This window comes from Streptomyces sp. CRN 30 (genome assembly GCF_034105845.1).
Genome location: NZ_JAVRHI010000345.1, coordinates 1 through 19,009 on the forward strand (window position 1 = coordinate 1; position 19,009 = coordinate 19,009).

At 74.2% G+C, this 19,009-nt stretch carries 22 protein-coding genes; 11 read left to right on the forward strand and 11 right to left on the reverse strand.

The annotated features are described in order from the left end of the window. Nucleotides 1–597, forward strand: a 597-nt coding sequence (locus UW392_RS36910) for a fibronectin type III domain-containing protein (RefSeq protein ID WP_320779588.1), incomplete at its 5' end; no start/stop codon positions are given. 268 nt (nt 598–865) lie between these two features. Further along, a complete protein-coding gene (locus tag UW392_RS36915; protein WP_320779589.1) occupies nt 866–1,417 on the forward strand; it encodes a hypothetical protein in 552 nt (183 codons plus the stop codon). Between the two features lie 27 nt (nt 1,418–1,444). On the opposite strand, the gene UW392_RS36920 is transcribed toward UW392_RS36915, so the two are convergent. The 5 genes from UW392_RS36920 to UW392_RS36940 form a co-directional block, all read right to left on the reverse strand. Further along, nucleotides 1,445–1,987 (reverse strand): PadR family transcriptional regulator, encoded by a 543-nt coding sequence (locus UW392_RS36920; protein WP_320779590.1) that lies wholly within the window; start codon nt 1,985–1,987, stop codon nt 1,445–1,447. A gap of 41 nt (nt 1,988–2,028) precedes the next feature. Next, on the reverse strand, nt 2,029–4,053 hold the full coding sequence (locus UW392_RS36925) for an NADPH-dependent 2,4-dienoyl-CoA reductase (protein ID WP_320779591.1): 2,025 nt from the start codon (nt 4,051–4,053) through the stop codon (nt 2,029–2,031). Between the two features lie 102 nt (nt 4,054–4,155). Next, a complete protein-coding gene (locus tag UW392_RS36930) occupies nt 4,156–4,581 on the reverse strand; it encodes a hypothetical protein (protein WP_320779592.1) in 426 nt (141 codons plus the stop codon). Between the two features lie 128 nt (nt 4,582–4,709). Next, on the reverse strand, nt 4,710–5,594 hold the full coding sequence (locus tag UW392_RS36935; RefSeq protein WP_320779593.1) for a hypothetical protein: 885 nt from the start codon (nt 5,592–5,594) through the stop codon (nt 4,710–4,712). 150 nt (nt 5,595–5,744) lie between these two features. Further along, the gene (locus UW392_RS36940) at nt 5,745–6,551 is read right to left on the reverse strand and encodes a putative protein N(5)-glutamine methyltransferase (RefSeq protein WP_320779594.1); all 807 of its coding nucleotides are present in this window, start codon (nt 6,549–6,551) and stop codon (nt 5,745–5,747) included. A gap of 301 nt (nt 6,552–6,852) precedes the next feature. Between UW392_RS36940 and UW392_RS36945 the strand changes: the two genes are divergently transcribed. The 5 genes from UW392_RS36945 (at nt 6,853) to UW392_RS36965 (ending at nt 10,676) form a co-directional block, all read left to right on the forward strand. Continuing rightward, a complete protein-coding gene (locus tag UW392_RS36945) occupies nt 6,853–7,299 on the forward strand; it encodes a MarR family winged helix-turn-helix transcriptional regulator (RefSeq protein WP_320779623.1) in 447 nt (148 codons plus the stop codon). 35 nt (nt 7,300–7,334) lie between these two features. Beyond that, nucleotides 7,335–7,940: a sulfite oxidase-like oxidoreductase gene (locus UW392_RS36950; RefSeq protein WP_320779595.1), complete on the forward strand. Its 606-nt coding sequence runs from the start codon at nt 7,335–7,337 to the stop codon at nt 7,938–7,940. A 58-nt stretch (nt 7,941–7,998) separates the two neighbouring features. Continuing rightward, on the forward strand, nt 7,999–8,718 hold the full coding sequence (locus UW392_RS36955) for a ferredoxin reductase (RefSeq protein ID WP_320779624.1): 720 nt from the start codon (nt 7,999–8,001) through the stop codon (nt 8,716–8,718). A gap of 203 nt (nt 8,719–8,921) precedes the next feature. Then, the gene (locus UW392_RS36960; protein WP_320779596.1) at nt 8,922–9,506 is read left to right on the forward strand and encodes a hypothetical protein; all 585 of its coding nucleotides are present in this window, start codon (nt 8,922–8,924) and stop codon (nt 9,504–9,506) included. Nucleotides 9,507–9,701: 195 nt separating this feature from the next. Then, entirely contained in the window at nt 9,702–10,676 is a 975-nt protein-coding gene (locus tag UW392_RS36965; RefSeq protein ID WP_320779597.1) for an acetylxylan esterase, read from the forward strand. Between the two features lie 61 nt (nt 10,677–10,737). Here the strand turns inward: UW392_RS36965 and UW392_RS36970 are convergent, their stop codons facing one another. Beyond that, complete coding sequence (locus UW392_RS36970) at nt 10,738–11,460, reverse strand: class I SAM-dependent methyltransferase (protein WP_320779598.1); 723 nt, start codon at nt 11,458–11,460, stop codon at nt 10,738–10,740. 56 nt (nt 11,461–11,516) lie between these two features. Further along, nucleotides 11,517–12,218: a GNAT family N-acetyltransferase gene (locus tag UW392_RS36975; RefSeq protein WP_320779625.1), complete on the reverse strand. Its 702-nt coding sequence runs from the start codon at nt 12,216–12,218 to the stop codon at nt 11,517–11,519. 305 nt (nt 12,219–12,523) lie between these two features. On the opposite strand from UW392_RS36975, the gene rho reads away from it, so the two are divergent. The 3 genes from rho (at nt 12,524) to UW392_RS36990 (ending at nt 16,302) form a co-directional block, all read left to right on the forward strand. Further along, on the forward strand, nt 12,524–13,672 hold the full coding sequence (gene rho, locus UW392_RS36980; RefSeq protein WP_320779599.1) for a transcription termination factor Rho: 1,149 nt from the start codon (nt 12,524–12,526) through the stop codon (nt 13,670–13,672). A gap of 126 nt (nt 13,673–13,798) precedes the next feature. After that, nucleotides 13,799–14,971, forward strand: a complete 1,173-nt coding sequence (locus tag UW392_RS36985) for a D-alanyl-D-alanine carboxypeptidase family protein (RefSeq protein WP_320779600.1) — start codon at nt 13,799–13,801, stop codon at nt 14,969–14,971. 278 nt (nt 14,972–15,249) lie between these two features. Beyond that, entirely contained in the window at nt 15,250–16,302 is a 1,053-nt protein-coding gene (locus UW392_RS36990; protein ID WP_320779601.1) for an acyl-CoA desaturase, read from the forward strand. Nucleotides 16,303–16,367: 65 nt separating this feature from the next. Here UW392_RS36990 and crcB (UW392_RS36995) read toward each other — a convergent pair whose 3' ends face one another. From crcB (UW392_RS36995) to UW392_RS37005, 3 genes are all read right to left on the reverse strand, one after another. After that, a complete protein-coding gene (gene crcB, locus UW392_RS36995) occupies nt 16,368–16,742 on the reverse strand; it encodes a fluoride efflux transporter CrcB (RefSeq protein WP_320779602.1) in 375 nt (124 codons plus the stop codon). After that, nucleotides 16,739–17,206: a fluoride efflux transporter CrcB gene (gene crcB, locus UW392_RS37000; RefSeq protein WP_320779603.1), complete on the reverse strand. Its 468-nt coding sequence runs from the start codon at nt 17,204–17,206 to the stop codon at nt 16,739–16,741. The genes crcB (UW392_RS36995) and crcB (UW392_RS37000) overlap by 4 nt, the downstream gene beginning before the upstream one ends. A gap of 359 nt (nt 17,207–17,565) precedes the next feature. Next, entirely contained in the window at nt 17,566–17,856 is a 291-nt protein-coding gene (locus UW392_RS37005) for an ArsR family transcriptional regulator (protein WP_320779604.1), read from the reverse strand. 239 nt (nt 17,857–18,095) lie between these two features. Here UW392_RS37005 and UW392_RS37010 point away from each other — a divergent pair, with 239 nt between their 5' ends. Then, a complete protein-coding gene (locus tag UW392_RS37010) occupies nt 18,096–18,524 on the forward strand; it encodes a MarR family transcriptional regulator (RefSeq protein WP_320779605.1) in 429 nt (142 codons plus the stop codon). Nucleotides 18,525–18,543: 19 nt separating this feature from the next. On the opposite strand, the gene UW392_RS37015 is transcribed toward UW392_RS37010, so the two are convergent. Then, nucleotides 18,544–18,942 (reverse strand): SseB family protein, encoded by a 399-nt coding sequence (locus UW392_RS37015; protein ID WP_320779606.1) that lies wholly within the window; start codon nt 18,940–18,942, stop codon nt 18,544–18,546. Between the last annotated feature and the right edge of the window lie 67 nt (nt 18,943–19,009).

Genomic DNA, 19,009 nt, shown 5'->3' on the forward strand with positions numbered 1-19,009 from the left:
GACCGCACCCCGCCCGGACGGCCGTCCGGCGTACGGGGCCGGGCCGCCGGCGGCCGGGCGGCGCAGCTCTCCTGGTCGGCGCCGGCGGACGGCGCGGACGTCACCTCGTACGAGATCCACCAGGGCGGCACGGAGATCCACAGCGTGGGCGGGGACCAGACGGCGGCCGTGGTGACGGGGCTGCGGCCCGGCCACCGGTACGCGTTCACGGTCCGGGCCCGGGACGCGGCGGGCAACGTCTCCCCCGCCGGTGCCGCCGTCCGCGTCACGACCCCCGGCAGCGACGACGGGCGAGCCACGGCACCCACCGGCCTGCGGGCGGGCAGCCACCGCGCCGACGGGGCGTACCACATCGACCTCAGCTGGGTCCCGCCCGTCACGGACGGGGTGATCACCGAGTACGGCATCCGGCTCGACGGACAGCCCGCCACCTCGCTCGTCTACGGCGGTGACGCCCCGCGCGGCCGGGCGGAGTACAGCTTCTACGCGGGCCGCCGGGCCGGTGTCACGCACCGCGTCCGGGTGCGGGCCAAGCTGCCCGACGGCACCTGGGGCGGCTGGTCCGAGGAGCGGACGGTGACGACCGGCGAACGCTGAGGGCACCCGCGTTTCGGGGTACGAGGGTGCCACGTGGGCGGATGCGTCCCGGTGGTACGGGGGGGGTGCCACCCGGGCGAGTGCGTCCCGCGTACGGGTGTGTCACCTGGCGGATGCGTCCCGCGTACGGGTGTGTCACCTGGGCGGATGCGTCCCGCGTGCGGGGCGGGCCGTCGCCCTGTTGGCTGCCTGGGACGGCACGTGCCTTTCCTGATGAGGCGACGCAAGGGGTGTGCCGTCGGCCCGCGCTGTCGAAAGGGCAGTCCACATGCGCATCTCCCCGCCCCTCCTCCGCTCCGGCTTGTCCGTGGCAGCCGCCGCGCTGCCCCTCGCCCTGAGCGCCGCCCCGGCCCACGCGGCTACCGGGATCTCCGTGAGCACGTCCGGGACCACCGTCTCCGTGACCACGAGCGCCTGCGCCCAGCTCAACGGCAGCTGGGGCACGGCCTCCCTGCTCAACAGCGGCCAGTCGAACTTCGCCCAGGGCCGCCAGGTGGCGCTGTCCGGCACGAGCGCGAGCCAGTCGGCGGCGTGGTCGAACGTCGGCGCCGGGACCTACACGGTCATCGTCATGTGCTCCAACAACAGCACCGCGGGCAGCCAGACCGTCATCGTCTCGCGGACCGCCTCCCCCTCGCCGTCCAGCAGGTCGACGATCTCCGCGACGACCGCGCCGTCCCGGGGTGTCATGGGCGGCGTCGGCGGCGCGGTGAAGGACTACGGCACGGCCACGCTGGTCGCGGGCGGCGCCCTGGTCGGCTCCGGTGTCATCGCGACGGCCTGGTTCCTGCGCCGCCGCTCCAAGCCGTACCGGTTCTGACCGCCGGCCGCGACCGTCGGGGGAGGCTCAGCGTTCCGGCACGTCGGGGAGGTCGGCCAGGGCGGAGCGCAGCCACCCGGTCCAGAAGGTCTCCAGGTCGATGCCGGCCCGCAGCACCAGGTGGCGCAGCCGGTCCTCGGCGCCGTCCCGGCCGGGCGGGAAGTCGCGCTCCTCGATCTCCCGGTACTCGGCCAACTGCGCCTCGTGCAGCTCCAGATGGCGGCGCAGGTCCGGCTCGATGCCCTCGGTGCCGACCACGGCCGCGGCCCGCAGCCGCAGCAGCATCGCGTCCCGCAGCGGCTTGGGGTCCTGGGCGGCGGCGGTCCAGCGGGCCAGTTCGGCGCGGCCCGCGGGGAGCACCTCGTACGCCTTCTTCTGGCCGCGGGCCGGCTGCGCCGCGGGCAGGGCCCGGATCAGTCCGCCGTCCTCCAGCCTGCTCAGCTCGCGGTAGATCTGCTGGTGCGTCGCCGACCAGAAGTAGCCGATCGACCGGTCGAACCGGCGGGTCAGCTCCAGTCCCGACGACGGCTTTTCCAGCAGGGCGGTGAGGATCGCGTGCGGGAGTGACATGGGCTCATCCTAGGGACGGCCGGGGCGCCTCCCGGCCCGCCCTACAGCGTCGCCGCCAGCTCGGTGCCCTGGAGGATCGCGCGCTTGGCGTCGAGTTCGGCGGCCACGTCGGCGCCGCCGATCAGGTGCGCGCGGCGGCCGGCGGCGACCAGGTCGTCGTAGAGGCCGCGCCGGGGTTCCTGGCCGGTGCACAGGACGACGGTGTCGACCGGCAGGACGGTGCTCTCGCCGCCGACGGTGACGTGGAGTCCGGCGTCGTCGATCCGGTCGTAGCGGGCGCCGGGGATCATGGTGACGCCGCGGTGCTTCAGCTCGGCGCGGTGGATCCAGCCGGTGGTCTTCCCGAGGCCCGCGCCCACCTTGGTGGTCCTGCGCTGGAGCAGGTGGACGGTGCGCGGCGGGGCGGGGCGCTCGGGTACGGCGAGACCGCCGGGCGCCGCGTACTCCATGTCCACGCCCCAGCGGCGGAAGTACGTCGCGGGGTCCTCGTGCGCCCGGGAGCCGTCGTCGGTCAGGTACGCCGCCACGTCGAAGCCGATACCGCCCGCGCCGAGCACGGCGACGCGCGCGCCGACGGGGGCTCCGCCGGTGAGGACGTCCAGGTAGCCGACGACGCTCGGGTGGCCGACGCCGGGGATGTCGGGGACGCGGGGTACGACCCCGGTGGCGACGACGGTCTCGTCGTGGCCGGCGTCGCCGTCGAGGTCGGCGGCGGTGACGCGGGTGCCGAGGCGTACGTCGACGCCGAGGTCGGCGAGGCGGGTGCGGAAGTGGCGCAGCGTCTCGTCGAACTCCTGCTTGCCGGGGACCCGCCGGGCGACGTTCAGCTGGCCGCCGATCTCGTCGGCGGCGTCGAACAGGGTGACCCGGTGGCCGCGTTCGGCGGCATTCACAGCGCAGGCCAGACCGGCGGGTCCGGCGCCGACGACGGCGACGCGCTTGCGCAGCCGGGTGGGGGTGAGGACCAGTTCCGTCTCGTGGCAGGCGCGCGGGTTGACCAGGCAGGAGGTGATCTTCCCGCTGAAGGTGTGGTCGAGGCAGGCCTGGTTGCAGCCGATGCAGGTGTTGATCGCCTCGGGCCGGCCGGCCGCCGCCTTGGCGACGAAGTCGGGGTCGGCGAGCATCGGGCGGGCCATCGAGACCAGGTCGGCGGTGCCCTCGGCGAGCAGCCGCTCGGCCAGTTCCGGGGTGTTGATGCGGTTGGTGGTGACGAGCGGCACGGACACCTCGCCCATCAGCCGCTTCGTCACCCAGGTGTAGGCGCCGCGCGGCACGGAGGTGGCGATGGTGGGGACGCGGGCCTCGTGCCAGCCGATGCCGGTGTTGATGATCGTCGCTCCGGCGGCCTCGACGGCCCTGGCCAGGGTGATCACCTCGTCGAGGGTGGAGCCGCCGGGGACCAGGTCGAGCATGGAGAGGCGGTAGACGATGACGAACTCCACGCCGACCGCCTCGCGCACCCGGCGGACGATCTCCACGGGGAAGCGCGTCCGGTTCTCGTGGGAGCCGCCCCAGCGGTCGGTGCGGTGGTTGGTGCGGGCCGCGGTGAACTCGTTGATCAGGTAGCCCTCGGAGCCCATGATCTCGACGCCGTCGTAGCCGGCGGCGCGGGCCAGGCGGGCGGTGCGGACGTAGTCCTCGACGGTCCGCTCGACCTCCGCGTCGGTCAGCTCGCGCGGGACGTGGGGGCTGATCGGCGCCTGGAGCGGGCTCGGCGCGACCAGGTCCGGGTGGTAGGCGTAGCGCCCGAAGTGCAGGATCTGCAGGGCGATGCGGCCGCCCTCGCGGTGCACGGCGTCGGTGACGACGCGGTGCCGCTCGGCCTCCGCCTCGGTGGTGAGCTTGGCGCCGCCCTCGTAGGGCCGGCCCTCCTCGTTGGGGGCGATACCGCCGGTCACGATCAGGCCCACTCCCCCACGGGCGCGGGCGGCGTAGAACGCGGCCATCCGCTCGAAGCCGCCCTCGGCCTCCTCCAGGCCCACGTGCATGGAGCCCATGAGGACCCGGTTGGGCAGGGTGAGGAAGCCGAGGTCCAGCGGGCTCAGCAGGTGGGGATAGCGGCTCATCGGGGCCTCCGGGCGCGGTGTGGTGCCTCTGTTGTAGAGGACACCCGCCCCCTTTTGCAACTAGTTGCAAAAGGGGGGCGGCGCGCACGGCGGACCCGGCCGTCAGCGGTTCTCCAGCCGGATGTGCAGTTCCTGCTCCTGGTCCCCGGAGGCGCCGCTCAGGTCCCGCACGGTGAAGAGGGAGTCCAGGGTGGTGCGGAACCGGTCGATCGCCCAGTAGCCGCCCTGCACGTCGGCGTCCACGGAGGCGCCGAGGTGTATCGGACAGCACTCGGCCCGCGGGGCGTCGGCGACGTCGAAGGTGCCGAGCCAGACGGTCGGGCGCACCTCGTGGTACTCCCGCGGTACGTCGTCCCGGCACCGGTCGGAGGTGTAGCAGGCGCACAGCGCCTCGAAGACGATCCGGGCGTCCTCCTTGCTGCACCCGCTCAGCTCCACCGAGACGGACTCGGGGTGCCGCCGCTCACCTTCCGCGGTGGTGGTCCCGCTCGTGGTCGTCGTGGTGGTCGTGGTCACCGCTCGTTCCATGGTGATCGCTCCTCTCGGGCCGTGGACACGGCCCGCGGGCGCTCCGCGGAACCGCACCCCTCTCCCAGGTAAGCACCACCCCGGGCGGAGCACGACCGCGCGCCGGGCGCCCCCGGGCCGGGCCGCGCTCAGCCGCGGGTGAAGCGGTAGGTCTTGCTGTCCGTGAGCACGCAGAAGCCCGGGGACACGACGATCACGCGCAGGGTGCCGGTACGGCGGTCGTAGTCGATCCCCTCCGCCTCGAACTCGCCGGAACAGCCGCTGCGCAGCGGGAGTTGCCGCAGCGCGGTGACCGTGCCGGTGACGTCCGCCGTGCCGTTCGGCGCGGCGGACAGGTCGACCTGGAGGAGCGGCTTCGTCATGCCGAAGAGGGCGCCCGCCGGGTCGTCGGAGGAGCAGAGCAGCCGCGTGGCGGAGACGAAGTCGCAGCCCTGGACGTCGCGGACCGGGCGGTCCAGCCGCACGGTGGCGACCTGCGGGAGGTCGGCGGTGGGGGACGTGGCGGGGTTGACGCCGGGGGTCGGGAAGACCAGGAAGCGGTCCATGGTGCCCCACTCGCCCGACAGCATCCACTGCCCGTCCGGTGATATCGCCACCCAGGAGTTGTTCAGCGCCTCACCCGGGCTCAGCGCGTGCACATACTCCTTCCACGTGCCGTCGGGCGCCTGCGTGCGGTACATCTTCACGCTGTCGTCGTCGCGCTGGTACGGCTCGACGTAGTAGCCGTCATAGGAGGCGTCCGGGTCGCCGACGTGGTTCCAGCCGCGGGTGGCGAGGCCGACGGGGATGGTGCCGATGCCCGTGTAGCGGTTGGGGCTGCCGGCCGGGACCTCCACGGAGGCCAGTCCCTGGCTCTCGGTCAGCGGGTCGGCCCGGTCGGAGCCGACCTCCGTCCAGGTGTCGGCGGCGGACGCGGCCGAGGCGGGCGGGGCCGCGGCGAGAACCGCCGCGAGGGAGAGGGCGGCGAGACCGGAGAGGAGGGCGTGACAACGTTGCCGGGCATCAAGGGGCATGGGCGGGCTCCTCGGTGGGGGGAGTGAGTGGCGACGAGCGGAGGCGCTCGGCGCAACAGTGTGGCCGGTCCAGCGGGTCATGTACAGACCAATCTGGTGACGTGGGGGTGGCGGGAGGGTGGACCCCGGTACCGGGGAGCCCGGTGGCGCTCAGGGCCGTACGCCGGCTATCACGTACGCGCGCAGTTCCCGCGACGCCGCGAGGCGGGCCCGCAGGCCGCCGCGGGTGAACGCGTCCAGGGCCGCCGGAGCCTGCCGTTCGCTCGTCTCCGTCAGGACGCAGCCGCCGGGGGCGAGCCAGTCGCGGGCCTCGGCGGCGACCCGGCGCAGCAGGTCGAGCCCGTCCGCGCCGCCGTCGAGGGCGTGCTGCGGCTCGTGGTCGCGGGCCTCGGCGGGCAGCAGGGGGACCTCACCGGTGGGTACGTAGGGCACATTGGCCGTGAGCAGGTCGACGCGTCCGCGCAACGAGCCGGGCAGCGCGTCGAACAGGTCACCCGTGTGCACCCGGCCGCCGACCGCGGCGAGGTTGCGGCGGGCACAGCGCACCGCGGCCGGGTCGACGTCGGCGGCGTGCAGTTCGGGGCCGTCGAGAGCGGCGGCCAGCGCCGCACCGACCGCGCCCGAGCCGCAGCACAGGTCGACGACGACGGCCGCGTCCGGCGCCTGGGCCAGCGCCCGGTCGACGAGGAACTCGGTACGGCGCCGGGGGACGAAGACACCGGGTTCCACGGCTATCCGCAGCCCGCGGAACTCCGCCCAGCCGACGACGAGTTCCAGGGGGAGGCCGCCGGCCCGGAGGTCCACCAGGGCGCTCACCTCGTCGGGGGTGCGGGCGGCGGAGAGGATCAGCTCCGCCTCGTCCTCGGCGAACACGCAGCCCGCGGCGCGCAGCGCGGCCACGACCCGGTCACGGCGGGGCGGGCAGGGGGAAGGGGAGACGGAAGACGGTGGGAACATGAAGGACGAGAGCCTTTCGAGAACCGAAGGGCACTCTCGCGGTCACTTGCCGGGGAGGGTCCGGCCGCCGGGGACTGAGAGCGCCTGTGCCGACACAGCGGTGATGGGTCCCACCTCCTCGGTCGCGACGGCCGGGGACGGTCCGCGGCCGACGGCCACACTACCCCAGCGGCCGGACGTGGCACCGCCCCCGCGAGATCAAGTTGTATGATGCAACCAAGTATGTGAAGGAGGCGCCGTGACAGCACCGGACGGGCCCGAGGAGACGGCCGCCGCCCCCGAGACGGGCGAGGCGCTCGTTATGAACGAGGCTCTCGCGGCGAGTGAGGCTCTCGGGGTGAGTGAGGCCGAGGAGATCATCCACCGTGAGCTGACGGCCTTCGCCCGCCGCGCCCGCGCCTCGGCGGGCCGCATGCACCCGGAACTGTCGCTGGTGTCCTACACCCTGCTCGCGCACCTGGAGGAGCAGGACGGCTGCCGGGCCACCGACCTGGCCGCGCACTACGCGCTGGACAAGTCCACCGTCAGCCGCCAGGTGACCGCCCTGGAGCGGACCGGCCTGGTCGAGCGGCGTCCCGACCCGGACGACGCCCGGGTGCAGGTCCTGCACCTGACCGACGCGGGGCGGCGCATCCTGGCACAGGTCACCGTGAGCCGCCGAGCCGCGTTCCGGGAGCGGCTCGCGGACTGGCCGGAGGAGGATCTCGTACGGTTCGCCACGTACCTGGAACGCTACAACGCACGATAACGCCACAACGCACGATCACGATGAGGCACCACAGCATGACCGTCACCCGAGGTTTCACCGGGCGCTCCCGCGCCGTCCGGCCGGGGCTGCCGCCCGGCCAGTACGACGCGCGCGACGACTGGCCCGTCCTGTCCGCCGAGGTCACCCCCGATCTGGCACCCGCCGACTGGTCCTTCCGCGTCGGCGGACTGGTGGCCGAGGAGCGCGCCTGGGACTGGGAAGGGGCATGGGCGCTGCCCGGGTCGGCGTACGAGGGCGACATCCACTGCGTGACGGGCTGGTCGAAGTTCGGCATGCGGTTCGAGGGCGTGTCGCTGGACGTCTTCCTGCGGGCGGCGGGACCGCTGCCGTCCGCCACCCACGCGGTGGCGTACGCGCACACCGGCTACACGGCGAGCATCCCGCTCGCGGACCTCACCGGCGGCCGCGCCTGGCTCGTCCGCTCCTGCGAGGGCCGGCCGCTCAGTCCCGAACACGGCGGCCCCGCCCGGCTCGTGGTGCCGCACCTGTACTTCTGGAAGAGCGTCAAGTGGATCGCGGGGGTGCAGCTGCTGGACCACGAGGAGCCGGGCTTCTGGGAGGGCAACGGCTACCACCCGCGCGGCAACCCCTGGGAGGAACAGAGGTACTCCGGTGACTGAGACGTCGGCTTCCGTGTCCGGGGCGACGGTGCGCTTCGTACCGCCGAGCCGCTTCGCCGTGCCGGGGCGGATCGGGGTGGACGAGCAGGTGGCGGCGTGCTGGCAGACCGCCGTGCTCACGGAGATCCGGCGGGAGACGCCGCGCGCGAGCACGTTCCGGTTCGCGGTGCCCGGCTGGGCCGGTCACCTGCCCGGCCAGCACCTGCTGCTGCGGCTCACCGCGGAGGACGGGTACGTCGCCCAGCGCCACTACTCGCTGGCGTCCGCGCCGGACGGCTCGGGCCACCTCGAACTGACCCTGGACCGGGTCGCGGACGGCGAGGTCTCCGGCTGGTTCCACACGGTGGCCCGGCCCGGTGACCGGGTCGAGGTGCGGGGGCCGCTGAGCGGGTTCTTCGCCTGGCCCGGCGACCGGCCGGCGCTGCTGCTGGGGGCCGGTTCCGGTGTCGTACCGCTGATGTCGATGGTCCGCCACCGCCGGGCGCGGAACCTGTCGGTGCCGCTGCGGCTGGTGGTGTCCGCGCGCAGCCCCGAGGACCTGCTCTACGCGGAGGAGTACGGGGCCGAGACGACGCGGGTGTTCACGCGGAGCGCGCCGGACGGGGAGCCGGTGGGGCGACTGGCCGCCGCGCATCTGGCACCGCTGCTGGCCGACCGCCCGGCGGGCGGCTGGGAAGCCTATGTGTGCGGTTCCAACGCGTTCGCCGAGCACGCGTCGCGACTGCTGGTGGCCGCGGGCCAGCCCGTCGAACGCATCCGGGTGGAACGCTTCGGCTGAGCCGGGGCCGGGAACAGGCCCATTCTCGCCGGGTCCCGTGTCGTCGGGAACGGGTTTCGCCGGACGGGGTACCGGAACCGGTGGGGCACGCGCGCGTGCCGCGATGCGGAGGGTCCGGCGGGCGCGGTCCGCGGGTTCTCCGGCCCGGTGACGGTCCGAGCGGCGCCTTCGGCGCCGGCCTCGGCGACGGCGAGGAGGACGAGATGCGAACCCGGGTGCTCGGCCGGTGCCGGCGGGAGAACCCGCTGCGACGCCGGTCGGACGTGGTCGAGGCGTGGACGGTACTGGTACTGGCCGTCCTGCTGTTCGTGGGGGCGCCCGCGTTGGGGACCGCCGCGGCCTGGTGGGCGCACGGCCAGGCGCGGTCGATCGCGGAGCGGCAGCAGGCCGAACGCCGCCCCGTCCGCGCCGAGGTGATCGGCACGACGCCCGGGTCCCTGCCGTCGGTGCAGACCGGCGGGGAGCACTCCTACCGGGCGACGGTGCGCTGGACCGAACCGGGCGGGCCGCCGCGGACGACGACGGCCCGCCTTCCCGCGCGGACCCGGCACGGCGACACCGTCGACGTGTGGCTCGACGCGCGGAACCGGAGCGTGCCGGCGCCGGCCGACGGCTCCATGGTGTGGCGGCACTCGGTCACCATGGGCGCGTGCGCCACCGCCGGCACGGCGGCCCTCCTCCTGCTGGCGCACTGCGCCGTCCGCCGGGTCGCGCTGCGGCACCGGATGGCGGAGTGGGACGCCGCCTGGGCGCGCACCGAGCCGCTGTGGACGCAGCGCAGCGCCTGACGCCCGCCGCCGCCGACCGTCTCGCCACCCAAGGCACCGAGAGATCCTCGGTGCGAGACATCCGAGGTGCCGGACATCCGAGATGCCGAACCTCATCGCCCGAGCGGGGCGGATCTGGCAAGACCTCCGACCATTCGCGTACGGTGTGATCACCTGCACGGCCCTGCCCTGCCCCTCACGCGAAGGCGGTTCTCGATGGCCCTGTTCGACCTTCCGCTCGACGAACTCCGCGAGTACCGCAGCTCGTCACCCGAGCCGGAGGACTTCGACGCGTTCTGGACGAAGACGCTGGAGGAGGCGCGCGAGCACGACCTGGACGCCCGCTTCGAGCCGGTCGACACGGGACTGACCACGGTCCGGACGTACGACGTGACGTTCGCCGGGTTCGGCGGACACCCGGTCAAGGGCTGGCTGATCCTGCCCGCCGACGCCGGCACCGACGCGCCGCTGCCGCTGATCGTCGAGTACATCGGCTACGGCGGCGGGCGCGGACTGCCGTACGAGCACCTGTTGTGGGCCTCCACCGGGCGGGCGCACTTCGTGATGGACACGCGCGGCCAGGGCAGCGGCTGGGGCGGCGGGGGCGGCACGGCCGACCCGGTCGGCGGCGCGCCCGCCTATCCGGGGTTCATGACGCGGGGTATCGACGCGCCGGAGAACTACTACTACCGCCGGGTGTTCACGGACGCGGTGCGCGCGGTCGAGGCGGCCCGTTCGCACCCGCTGACCGACGCGGCGCGTACGGTCGTCCTCGGCGCGAGCCAGGGCGGCGGCATCGCCCTCGCCGCCGGCGGCCTGGTGCCGGACCTGACGGCGGTCGCGCCCGACGTGCCGTTCCTGTGCGACTTCCCGCGCTCCACCACCATCACCGACCGGCAGCCCTACCGGGAGATCGGTTCGTACCTGAAGACGCACCGGGGCCGTGTCCAGGACGTCCAGCGGACGCTGTCGTACTTCGACGGAGTGCACTTCGCGGCGCGCGGCCGGGCGCCCGCGCTGTTCTCGGCGGCGCTGGAGGACGCGACCTGCCCGCCGTCGACGGTCTTCGCGGCGTTCAACGCCTGGTCGCACGGAGACAAGGACATCGAGGTGTACGAGTTCAACGACCACGAAGGCGGCGGTCCCTACCAGCAGGCCGCCAGGGTGCGCTGGCTCAGCGGCCGCCTCTGACGGCTACGGATCCGGCTCCGGCTCCGGCTACGGCTCCGGCTCCGGCGGTGGCGGTGGCGGTTCATGGCCGGCGGGCCGTCACCAGCCGGACGCGCGGGCTGCCGTCGGGCCGCCGCCCGAACTCCGGCAGGGGACACAGCCCGACCTCGAAGCCGGCCCGGACCAGCTCCCGTCGCACGTCCCCGAGCCGGAACGTGCGGTAGTACATGACGAAGGGCGGCCGCCACACGGCGTTGCGCACCCGCATCGCCGCGTCGAAGCCGAGCAGCGCCCAGTACCCCCGGGACCCGGGGCGCGGCGGCGCGGCGACCGGGAAGACGAAGCGGCCGCCCGGACGCAGTACGGAGTACGCCTGGGCGAAGAGGCCGGGCAGTTCGCGTGGCAGGAAGTGCCCGAACGCCCCGAAACTCACCACCAGGTCGAAGGCCGGGGCGAACGGGAGGGCGCGGGCGTCGGCGCGGACCCAGGACACCGCGGGCCCCGCGGGCCGGGCGCAGCGCCGCGCCACGTCGAGCATGCCCGCGCTGAAGTCGACCCCCGTGACGCTCTTCCGGCAGACCCGGGCGAGGACGTCCACGCCCGCGCCGGTGCCGCAGCACAGGTCGAGCCCGGATTCGAAGGGACCCAGGGGCGTCAGCGCGGAGGCGACGGCGTCGAGTACGGCGCGCGGTGTGCGGTACGGGGTGTGGTCGAACTTCGGGGCGAGCAGGTCGTAGCCGTGCTCGACCGACGACAGCGCCTGGACGGCGAGTTCGCGCAGGGTGGGGGCACCGGGGCGGGACATCGGGTCAGCCTAGTGGCGGGCGGCGCGCTCCGTGCCCACCCCGTGCCGCTCGGCCGTCAGGGGGTGGTGAACCCCCGGAAGGTCACCTGCTTGCGGGTCTTGTAGCCGAGGCGTTCGTACAGCGCGAGGGCGGCCGCGTTCGCCTCGGCCACGTGCAGGAAGGGACGCTCGCCGCGCGCCACGACGCGGGTGGTGAGCGCGCCGACCAGGCGGGCGGCGTGACCCCGGCCGCGCGCCTCGGGGGCGGTGCAGACCGCGCTGATCTCCGTCCAGCCCGGCGGCCGCAGCCGTTCGCCCGCCATCGCCACCAGGGCGCCGTCGACCCGGACGCCCAGGTAGGTGCCGAGTTCACGGGTGCGGGGCCAGAACGGGCCCGGCCGGGTCCGGGCGACGAGTTCGAGCATCTCGGGGACGTCGTCCCGGCCCAGTTCGACCAGACCGGTGTCGGGCTCGGCCCCCGGGAGGCCGGGCGGACCGTCGCCGGGCCATATCAGCTGCCGGCCTTCCAGGGTGAAGGCCGGCTCCCAGCCCGGCGGGGGAACGGCCGGGGAGCTGAACATGTCGGCGAAGGCGCCCGGACCGAGCAGCGCGGCCAGGTCCGCCCAGTCCGCGTCGTCCGGCTCGGCGGACACGGAGCAGAAGGTCGCCACGTCCGGGAGGTAGCCGACGGCCCGGCCCACGCGCCGCGCGAGGTGTGCGTGCCGGCCGCTGAGCGACGTACCCACCGGATCGTCGAGTACCGACTCGTCACCGTTCATCACCATGCTGCTCCCTCGTCCGACGTCGTGCCCTCGATCATCGCGCATCGGTGTGTCTGGCGTGACACCGCTCCTGGTGGTACCGTGCAAGAAGCACACGTGCACGCCCCCTCTTCTGTCGGGCGCCGGTGCCAGTTCTCCTCTCGGTTCGCCGCATCACCCGTCCCGTCCTCGTCCGGTCGGTACAGCGGCTTTCCCACACCACCTCGTACGCGAGCGGGTCGCCCGTTGTCGTGACCGCCGTCGCCGAGGTGCTGTTCCCCGCGCACGCCTCGTCGCCTGCCGTCCGTGAAAGGACCCCTCTCATGACCACCACACTCGAACACCCTCCCGTACAGCAGGCTCCGGCCGAGACCGTCACCGGTGTCCTCGACATCGAGAGCGCGGGCGGCAAGGGCCGTCTGCTCGCCGCCGACCTGCTCCCCACCCCCGCCGACCTCCAGCTCTCCCCCGCACTTCTGCGCCGCCACGGCCTGCGCAAGGGCGACCTGGTCGAGGGCGTACGCGGGGACCGGCGCACCCTCACCGACGTGGTGCGGGTCAACGGCCGCGCCCCCGGCGACCGGCGGGACGCGCGGCGGCGCTTCGCCGAGCTGACGCCGCTCCACCCGCACCGGCGGCTGCGCCTCGAACACCCCGCGTCGGGCCTCGCCGGGCGCGTCGTCGATCTGCTCGCCCCGGTCGGCAAGGGCCAGCGCGGCCTGCTCGTCGCCCCGCCGAAGACGGGCAAGACCGTCCTGCTCCAGCAGCTCGCCGCCGCCGTGACGGGCAACCACCCCGAGTGCCGGCTGATAATCCTGCTGCTCGACGAGCGCCCCGAGGAGGTCACCGACATGCGGCGCTCCGTGCGCGGCGAGGTCTACGCCTCGACCTTCGACCGGACGCCCAAGCAGCACATCGCCCTGGCCGAGCTGGTGATCGAGCGGGCCAAGCGGCTCGTCGAGGCCGGTGAGGACGTCGTCATCCTGCTGGACTCCCTCACCCGGCTGTGCCGGGCGCACAACAACGCCGCAGGCGCGGGCGGACGCACCCTCAGCGGCGGTGTCGACGCCGGTGCGCTGCTCGGACCCAAGCGGTTCTTCGGCGCGGCCCGGCAGGCCGAGGAGGGCGGGTCGCTCACGATCCTGGCCACCGCGCTGGTGGAGACCGGTTCCCGGGCCGACAACTTCTTCTTCGAGGAGCTGAAGAGCACCGGCAACATGGAGCTGCGGCTCGGCCGCGAACCCGCCTCGCGCCGGCTCTTCCCGGCCGTGGACATCGACGGCTCCGGCACCCGGCGCGAGGAACTGCTGCTCACCCCGGCCGAGTCGGCGGCCGTCACCGGGCTGCGGCGGGCGCTGCGGAGCGGCCGGGACGGACACTCCGGTCTGGAGACGCTGCTGGCGCGGATGCGCGAGACGCCGGACAACGCCACGTTCCTGCGCCGCGTCCAGCCGACCCTGCCGACCGGCTGACGGCCGCCTCGACGCCCATACACGTCCCGCGTCGCCGGCGCTGTCGCATGCGGCATTCGGGTGCACGCGTCCACCAGTCGGCCCGCGCAGCGTGGCGCCGGACGGGCACGTTCCTAGGTTTGCGGTATGACTATCGGATTCTCTACCCGGCTGGTTCTGTCCGGTTGTGCGCTGTGCACGATGGGTCTCCTGGCCCTCGCGCCCGCCGCGGCGGCGGTCCGCGCCAGGCCGCCGGATCCCGGTCCGGCCGCCGGACCCCGGGCGGTGGCTCCTCAGGCCGGCCTGCTGTACCGCTCCGGCACCCAGGTCCGCCCGCGCCCCGGGGCGCCGGAACTCCCCGATGTCTCCGCTCTGTCCTGGGTGGTGGCGGACGCCGGCACCGGCCAGGTGCTCGCCGCGCACGACGCGCACCGCCCGCTGCCGCCCGCCTCCACCCTGAAGACGCTGTTCGCCCTCACCGTGCTGCCCGTGCTGCCGGGCGGCGTCCGGCACGAGGTGCTCCCCGAGGAGCTGGCCGACGTCGGACCGGGCAGCAGCCTGGTCGGTGTCGCCGAGGGCCGCACCTACCGGGTCGCCGACCTGTGGAACGGCGTCTTCCTCAACTCCGGCAACGACGCCGTCCACGTCCTCGCGGCGCTCAGCGGCGGCTGGCGCGAGGCCGCCGCCCGGATGCAGGACAAGGCGCGTTCCCTCGGTGCCCGCGACACCCACGTCAGGTCGCCCGACGGCTACGACGCGCCGGGCCAGGTGTCGTCCGCCTTCGACCTCGCGGTCTTCGGGCGGGCGGGGCTGCGCAACCCCGACTTCGCGCGGTACTGCGCGCGGGCGGCGGCCGTCTTCCCCGGCGCCGGCGGCAGCGCGTACCCCATCGAGAACACCAACCGGCTGCTGACCGGGACGGACGGTGTCAGCGCCTACCCGGGGCTGGTCGGCGTGAAGAACGGCTACACCAGCGGCGCGGGGCACACGCTCGTCGCCGCCGCCCGCCGCGACGGGCGCACCCTGGTGGTGACGGTGATGAACCCTCAGGAGGGCGGCGCCTTCGCCGTGTACGAGGAGGCCCGCTCGCTGCTGGACTGGGGGTTCGGCTCGGCCGGGCGGGTCGACCCGGTGGGGTCGCTGGACGGTCCGCGGGAGCGGTCGCGGCCGGGTCCGGCGGCCGAGCCCGTCGCGGCGTCGTCGGCCGGGGACGGACCGGGCTGGGCGGCGACCGGCGCGGTGACGGCCGCCGCCGGGCTCGGCGCGGGCGGCGTCGCGCTGGTGCTGCGACGCGTCGTGCGCCGTCCTTGGGACGAGTGATCCACGCGGCGTCCGGACGAAGGGTGACCCGATCGCCCGTCGAAGGGTGAGTGACGCGCTCGCCCCACGGACGGGCCGGTGGGACGTTCCCCGTCGGAACGAGGGGCGGTCCACTCACCGTCCGGGGAGCGAGTGGGTCACCCACGGGACTGCGTGTGACGCCGTGTGCTCCGGCGCCGTGGTGGTGCCGGCCCCACCCCTGGCGGGGGGTGGGCCCCCTCCCGGTCCGGGTGCCAACATCATTCTGCGCGCCGTCGGATGTTCACATACTGAAGCGCATGGCCAATCCGACGATACTCACGGAAAACACGTCCCGACCGGAAAGGGGGAGGGAGAGGGGGAGCGATTTCTCCGAACTCTCGCGGCGTATCACCGAGGCGGGGCTCCTGCGGCGCCGCCCGCTGTACTACTCGGTGCGTTTCGGCGCGGTGGGACTCGCTCTCGCGGGCTCGGTGGCGGCCTTCCTCGTCCTCGGGGACAGCTGGAGCCAGTTGTTCGTCGCCGTCGCCCTGGCCGTGGTGTTCGGACAGCTCGGACTGGCCGCGCACGACCTCGCCCACCGTCAGGTCTTCTCCCGGCGGCGGCCCAGCGAGGCCGGTGGTCTGCTGACCGCGAATCTGCTGCTGGGCATGGGTTACGGCTGGTGGATGAACAAGCACACGCGCCACCACGCCAATCCGAATCACGAGGAGAAGGATCCCGACGTCTCGCCGGACCTCCTGGTGTGGTCGCGCCGGCAGGCGAGCAGGGCCGTGGGAATACCGCGTTTCATCGGCCGTCACCAGGCCGCGCTGTTCTTTCCGCTGCTGACGCTGGAAGGGCTCAATCTGAGTTTCAACAGCTTCAAGGCGCTGCGGAGCCCGGCGCTGAAGCGGCCGCTGCTGGAGGGGACGCTGCTCGTCGTTCACTTCGCCCTGTACTTCGGCGGTCTGTTCGCCGTCCTCTCCCCCGGCAAGGCGCTCGTCTTCCTCGCCGTGCACCAGGGGCTGTTCGGGATCTACCTCGGGTCGGTCTTCGCGCCCAACCACAAGGGCATGCCGATGATCGAGGAGGGCACGCGGCTGGACTTCCTGCGCCGTCAGGTCCTCACCTCCCGCAACGTGCGGGGCGGGGTGTTCGTCGACGCGCTGATGGGCGGCCTCAACTACCAGATCGAGCACCACCTCTTCCCCAGCATGCCGACACCCGCCCTGGCGCGGGCCCAGCACATCACCGAGCGGTACTGCGCCGAACTGGGCATCCCCTACCACCGGACGGGGCTGCTCGCCTCGCACCGGGAGGCGCTCCGCCACATGCGCGACGTCGGTGAGCCACTGCGCGCCGCCCGGTGAGACGAGGCCCCCTCGTGCGAAGGAGGCCCTCGTATGAGGGAGGCCCTCGTGCGAGGGAGGGAACCTCACCCCCAGAGCGTCTCGCCCAGGGCCAGTCCCGCGAACGCCGCGCCGAGTCCGGCCGCCACGCTCAGTAGCACGTAGCCGAGGGCGGACCGGGCGGCGCCCGTCCGCGCCAGGCCCAGGGTCTCGTACGAGAAGGTCGAGTACGTGGTCAGCGCCCCGCACAGGCCGGTGCCGAGGAGCAGTCGGAGCCCGGACCCCGCGGCCCCGGCGACCGCCGCGCCGGTGAGCACGCCGAGCACCAGGGAGCCGACGACGTTGACCAGGAACGTCCCCCAGGGGAACGCCGTGCCGTACCGGGCGCGTACGGCACGGTCGGTGAGGTAGCGCAGCGGGGCGCCCACCATGGCGCCCACGGCGACGAGCAGCCAGTTCACGCGGGCCGTCCGTTCCGCACCAGCCGGCGGGTGGCCGTGGCGGCGAGCCAGACGGCGGTGAGCGCCAGCAGCGGCGTCGCGGCCAGGTAGAGGAGTGCGGTGCGGACGTGTCCGGTGTCGACCAGCCGCGCGACATCGACGGTGAAGGTGGAGAAGGTGGTGAAGCCACCGAGCACCCCGGTGCCGAAGAAGGGGCGCAGCAGGGGGTGGACGGGCCACACGTCGGTGAGGGTCAGGAACGCGCCGATCACGGCGCAGCCGGCCGCGTTGACCCAGAACACGGTCCAGGGGAAGGCGCCTTCCCCGCCCGGCCACCACAGGGTGGCGGCGTACCGGGCACAGGCTCCCGCGGCGCCGCCGAGCGCCACGGCGGCGACGGCGGGGAGCTGCCCGCGCAGCACGCGGGCGGGGCGGGACGGGGCGGCCGGACGCGCGGCGGCGCCCTCGGTCTCGGGGGTCGTCATGGGGCGGTGCGTCTCCTACTCGCCGGCATCGGATGCCCTCGTGCGCAAGCAGGGACCGTTGGCGGCGGCTGTGCCGCGGTTCGGGTACGGCGGGCCCCTCCGCCGCGCCGCGCGGCGGGGCGCGGCCTCCGGCCACCCTAACGCGGGGAGGCGACGCACGCGGGGCCGCGCGACCGCTGCCGGCCTTGATGCCGCCGACCTTGGTGCCGCCGGTCCCGTTGCCGCCGGTCTGCCGCCGGTCCCGTTGCCGCCGGTCTGCCGCCGGTCCCGTTGCCGCCGGTCTGCCGCCGGTCCCGTTGCCGCCGGTCTGCCGCCGGTCTCAGTGCCGCCGGCACCGGCGCCGCTGCCGTCGCCTGCCGCTACCAGCCCTTCTCGAACATGCGGGCGACCTCGGCGATCCGTACCTCGTCGCGCCGGTAGTACGTCCGCCGTCGGACCTGGCTGGTACGGAGCAGGCCGAGGGCGGCGAGCAGGGCGAGATGGGTCTCGGCGACCCGGCGCGGGACGCCGAGCCCGGCGGCCACGGCGTCCGCGTCGACGCCGTGCGCCACGGGGTCGACGGGTCCACGGGGCGGCGGGAAGCACGCGGCCGGGTCCTTCAGGCGCTCCAGGATGTTCAGGCGGGTGCCGTCGACGGGATGCCTCAGCATCGTGTCCCTCCCTCCGCTCGGGGCGGCTCGGCCGGCTGCTTCCACTCTCCCGCAGCCGCGGGCCCGCTGTCCGCCGATGCGCGTTCCGGGTTGTGCCCGGTGAGGGCACGGGCGCGCTGGAGGGTGCGGAAGGGGGCGCGCGGGGAGTGCGGCGGGCGCGCGGACCGTTCGCCGCCCCGTTCCGGACGGCGGCGGCATCGCCCGGTGAACGCCTGACCGGGCGGTACTACGATGCCGTCATGGCAGCGAAGACGGTCGACGCGCGACTTGAGGAGCGCTGGCGGGGCATCCTCTCCGTGCACGCGCGCACGATCTGTGAGATCGACCGGGCACTGCACCCGTACGGCCTCGGCGCGAGCGACTTCGAGGTGCTCGACCTGCTCGTCTCCGCGCCGCGCGAGGAGGTCGACCACTGCCGGGTGCAGAACCTGGTGGGCCGGGTCCACCTCAGTCAGAGCGCGCTGTCCCGGCTGATCGCCCGGCTGGAGAAGGACGGCCTGGTGCAGCGGTCCGTCTGCCAGGAGGACCGGCGCGGCGTGTGGGTGGCGCCGACCGGCAAGGGCCGGGCGCTGCACGCCGAGACGCTGCCGGTGCAGCGGGCCGTGCTGGCCCGCATGCTCGGCGACGGCAGCGACGGCAGCGACGGCAGCGACGGCGATCTCGGCTGAGCAGTACGGCCGCAGCCCCTCAGGAACGGGCCAGCAGGGTGCGGACGCCGTCCGAGGTGAGCGTGAGGCGGTGTTCCGAGCCCGCGTCGATGGACAGCGACAGGTCGTCGGCCGGCCACTGCGAGGCGAGCGCGCCGAGCGGCACCAGACGGTAGCGGGAGACGAACGGCAGCAGGTCGGCCATCTCCAGCTCCGAGGTGAAGACGGGGACCACCTGCCCGCCGCCCGTCTGCTCCAGCACCGGCAGGGCCAGCGTCGCCGAACCGGCGTCCTCCTCGCCCGCGTCGTCCGGTACCGGCACCAGCACCTCGCTGCCGGCCAGTGTGTCGAGTGCCGTGGTGTCCTCGGTGTTCTCGACGAGGGTGTCCAGTGCCCGCTGCGCGGGGGTGGCGGGGGTGTCGTTCGCAGGTGTCTCCATGGCAGTTCCCTGGTCGCGGCGGTCGTGCGGTCCGCCGGCCCGTAGGAGATCGGCGGAGTCGCGGTCC

Bases quoted from the DNA above. Each gene is read 5' to 3' on its own strand.
- UW392_RS36990 (WP_320779601.1), top strand. From the start codon at position 15,250: ATGGCCAATCCGACGATACTCACGGAAAACACGTCCCGACCGGAAAGG.
- UW392_RS36925 (WP_320779591.1), bottom strand. From the start codon at position 4,053: ATGAGCCGCTATCCCCACCTGCTGAGCCCGCTGGACCTCGGCTTCCTC.
- UW392_RS36985 (WP_320779600.1), top strand. From the start codon at position 13,799: ATGACTATCGGATTCTCTACCCGGCTGGTTCTGTCCGGTTGTGCGCTG.
- UW392_RS37015 (WP_320779606.1), bottom strand. From the start codon at position 18,942: ATGGAGACACCTGCGAACGACACCCCCGCCACCCCCGCGCAGCGGGCA.
- crcB (WP_320779603.1), bottom strand. From the start codon at position 17,206: ATGACGACCCCCGAGACCGAGGGCGCCGCCGCGCGTCCGGCCGCCCCG.
- UW392_RS36975 (WP_320779625.1), bottom strand. From the start codon at position 12,218: ATGAACGGTGACGAGTCGGTACTCGACGATCCGGTGGGTACGTCGCTC.
- UW392_RS37010 (WP_320779605.1), top strand. From the start codon at position 18,096: ATGGCAGCGAAGACGGTCGACGCGCGACTTGAGGAGCGCTGGCGGGGC.
- UW392_RS36950 (WP_320779595.1), top strand. From the start codon at position 7,335: ATGACCGTCACCCGAGGTTTCACCGGGCGCTCCCGCGCCGTCCGGCCG.
- rho (WP_320779599.1), top strand. From the start codon at position 12,524: ATGACCACCACACTCGAACACCCTCCCGTACAGCAGGCTCCGGCCGAG.
- UW392_RS36930 (WP_320779592.1), bottom strand. From the start codon at position 4,581: ATGGAACGAGCGGTGACCACGACCACCACGACGACCACGAGCGGGACC.
- UW392_RS36940 (WP_320779594.1), bottom strand. From the start codon at position 6,551: ATGTTCCCACCGTCTTCCGTCTCCCCTTCCCCCTGCCCGCCCCGCCGT.
- UW392_RS36915 (WP_320779589.1), top strand. From the start codon at position 866: ATGCGCATCTCCCCGCCCCTCCTCCGCTCCGGCTTGTCCGTGGCAGCC.
- UW392_RS36960 (WP_320779596.1), top strand. From the start codon at position 8,922: ATGCGAACCCGGGTGCTCGGCCGGTGCCGGCGGGAGAACCCGCTGCGA.
- UW392_RS37005 (WP_320779604.1), bottom strand. From the start codon at position 17,856: ATGCTGAGGCATCCCGTCGACGGCACCCGCCTGAACATCCTGGAGCGC.
- UW392_RS36970 (WP_320779598.1), bottom strand. From the start codon at position 11,460: ATGTCCCGCCCCGGTGCCCCCACCCTGCGCGAACTCGCCGTCCAGGCG.
- UW392_RS36920 (WP_320779590.1), bottom strand. From the start codon at position 1,987: ATGTCACTCCCGCACGCGATCCTCACCGCCCTGCTGGAAAAGCCGTCG.
- UW392_RS36935 (WP_320779593.1), bottom strand. From the start codon at position 5,594: ATGCCCCTTGATGCCCGGCAACGTTGTCACGCCCTCCTCTCCGGTCTC.
- UW392_RS36945 (WP_320779623.1), top strand. From the start codon at position 6,853: ATGAACGAGGCTCTCGCGGCGAGTGAGGCTCTCGGGGTGAGTGAGGCC.
- UW392_RS36965 (WP_320779597.1), top strand. From the start codon at position 9,702: ATGGCCCTGTTCGACCTTCCGCTCGACGAACTCCGCGAGTACCGCAGC.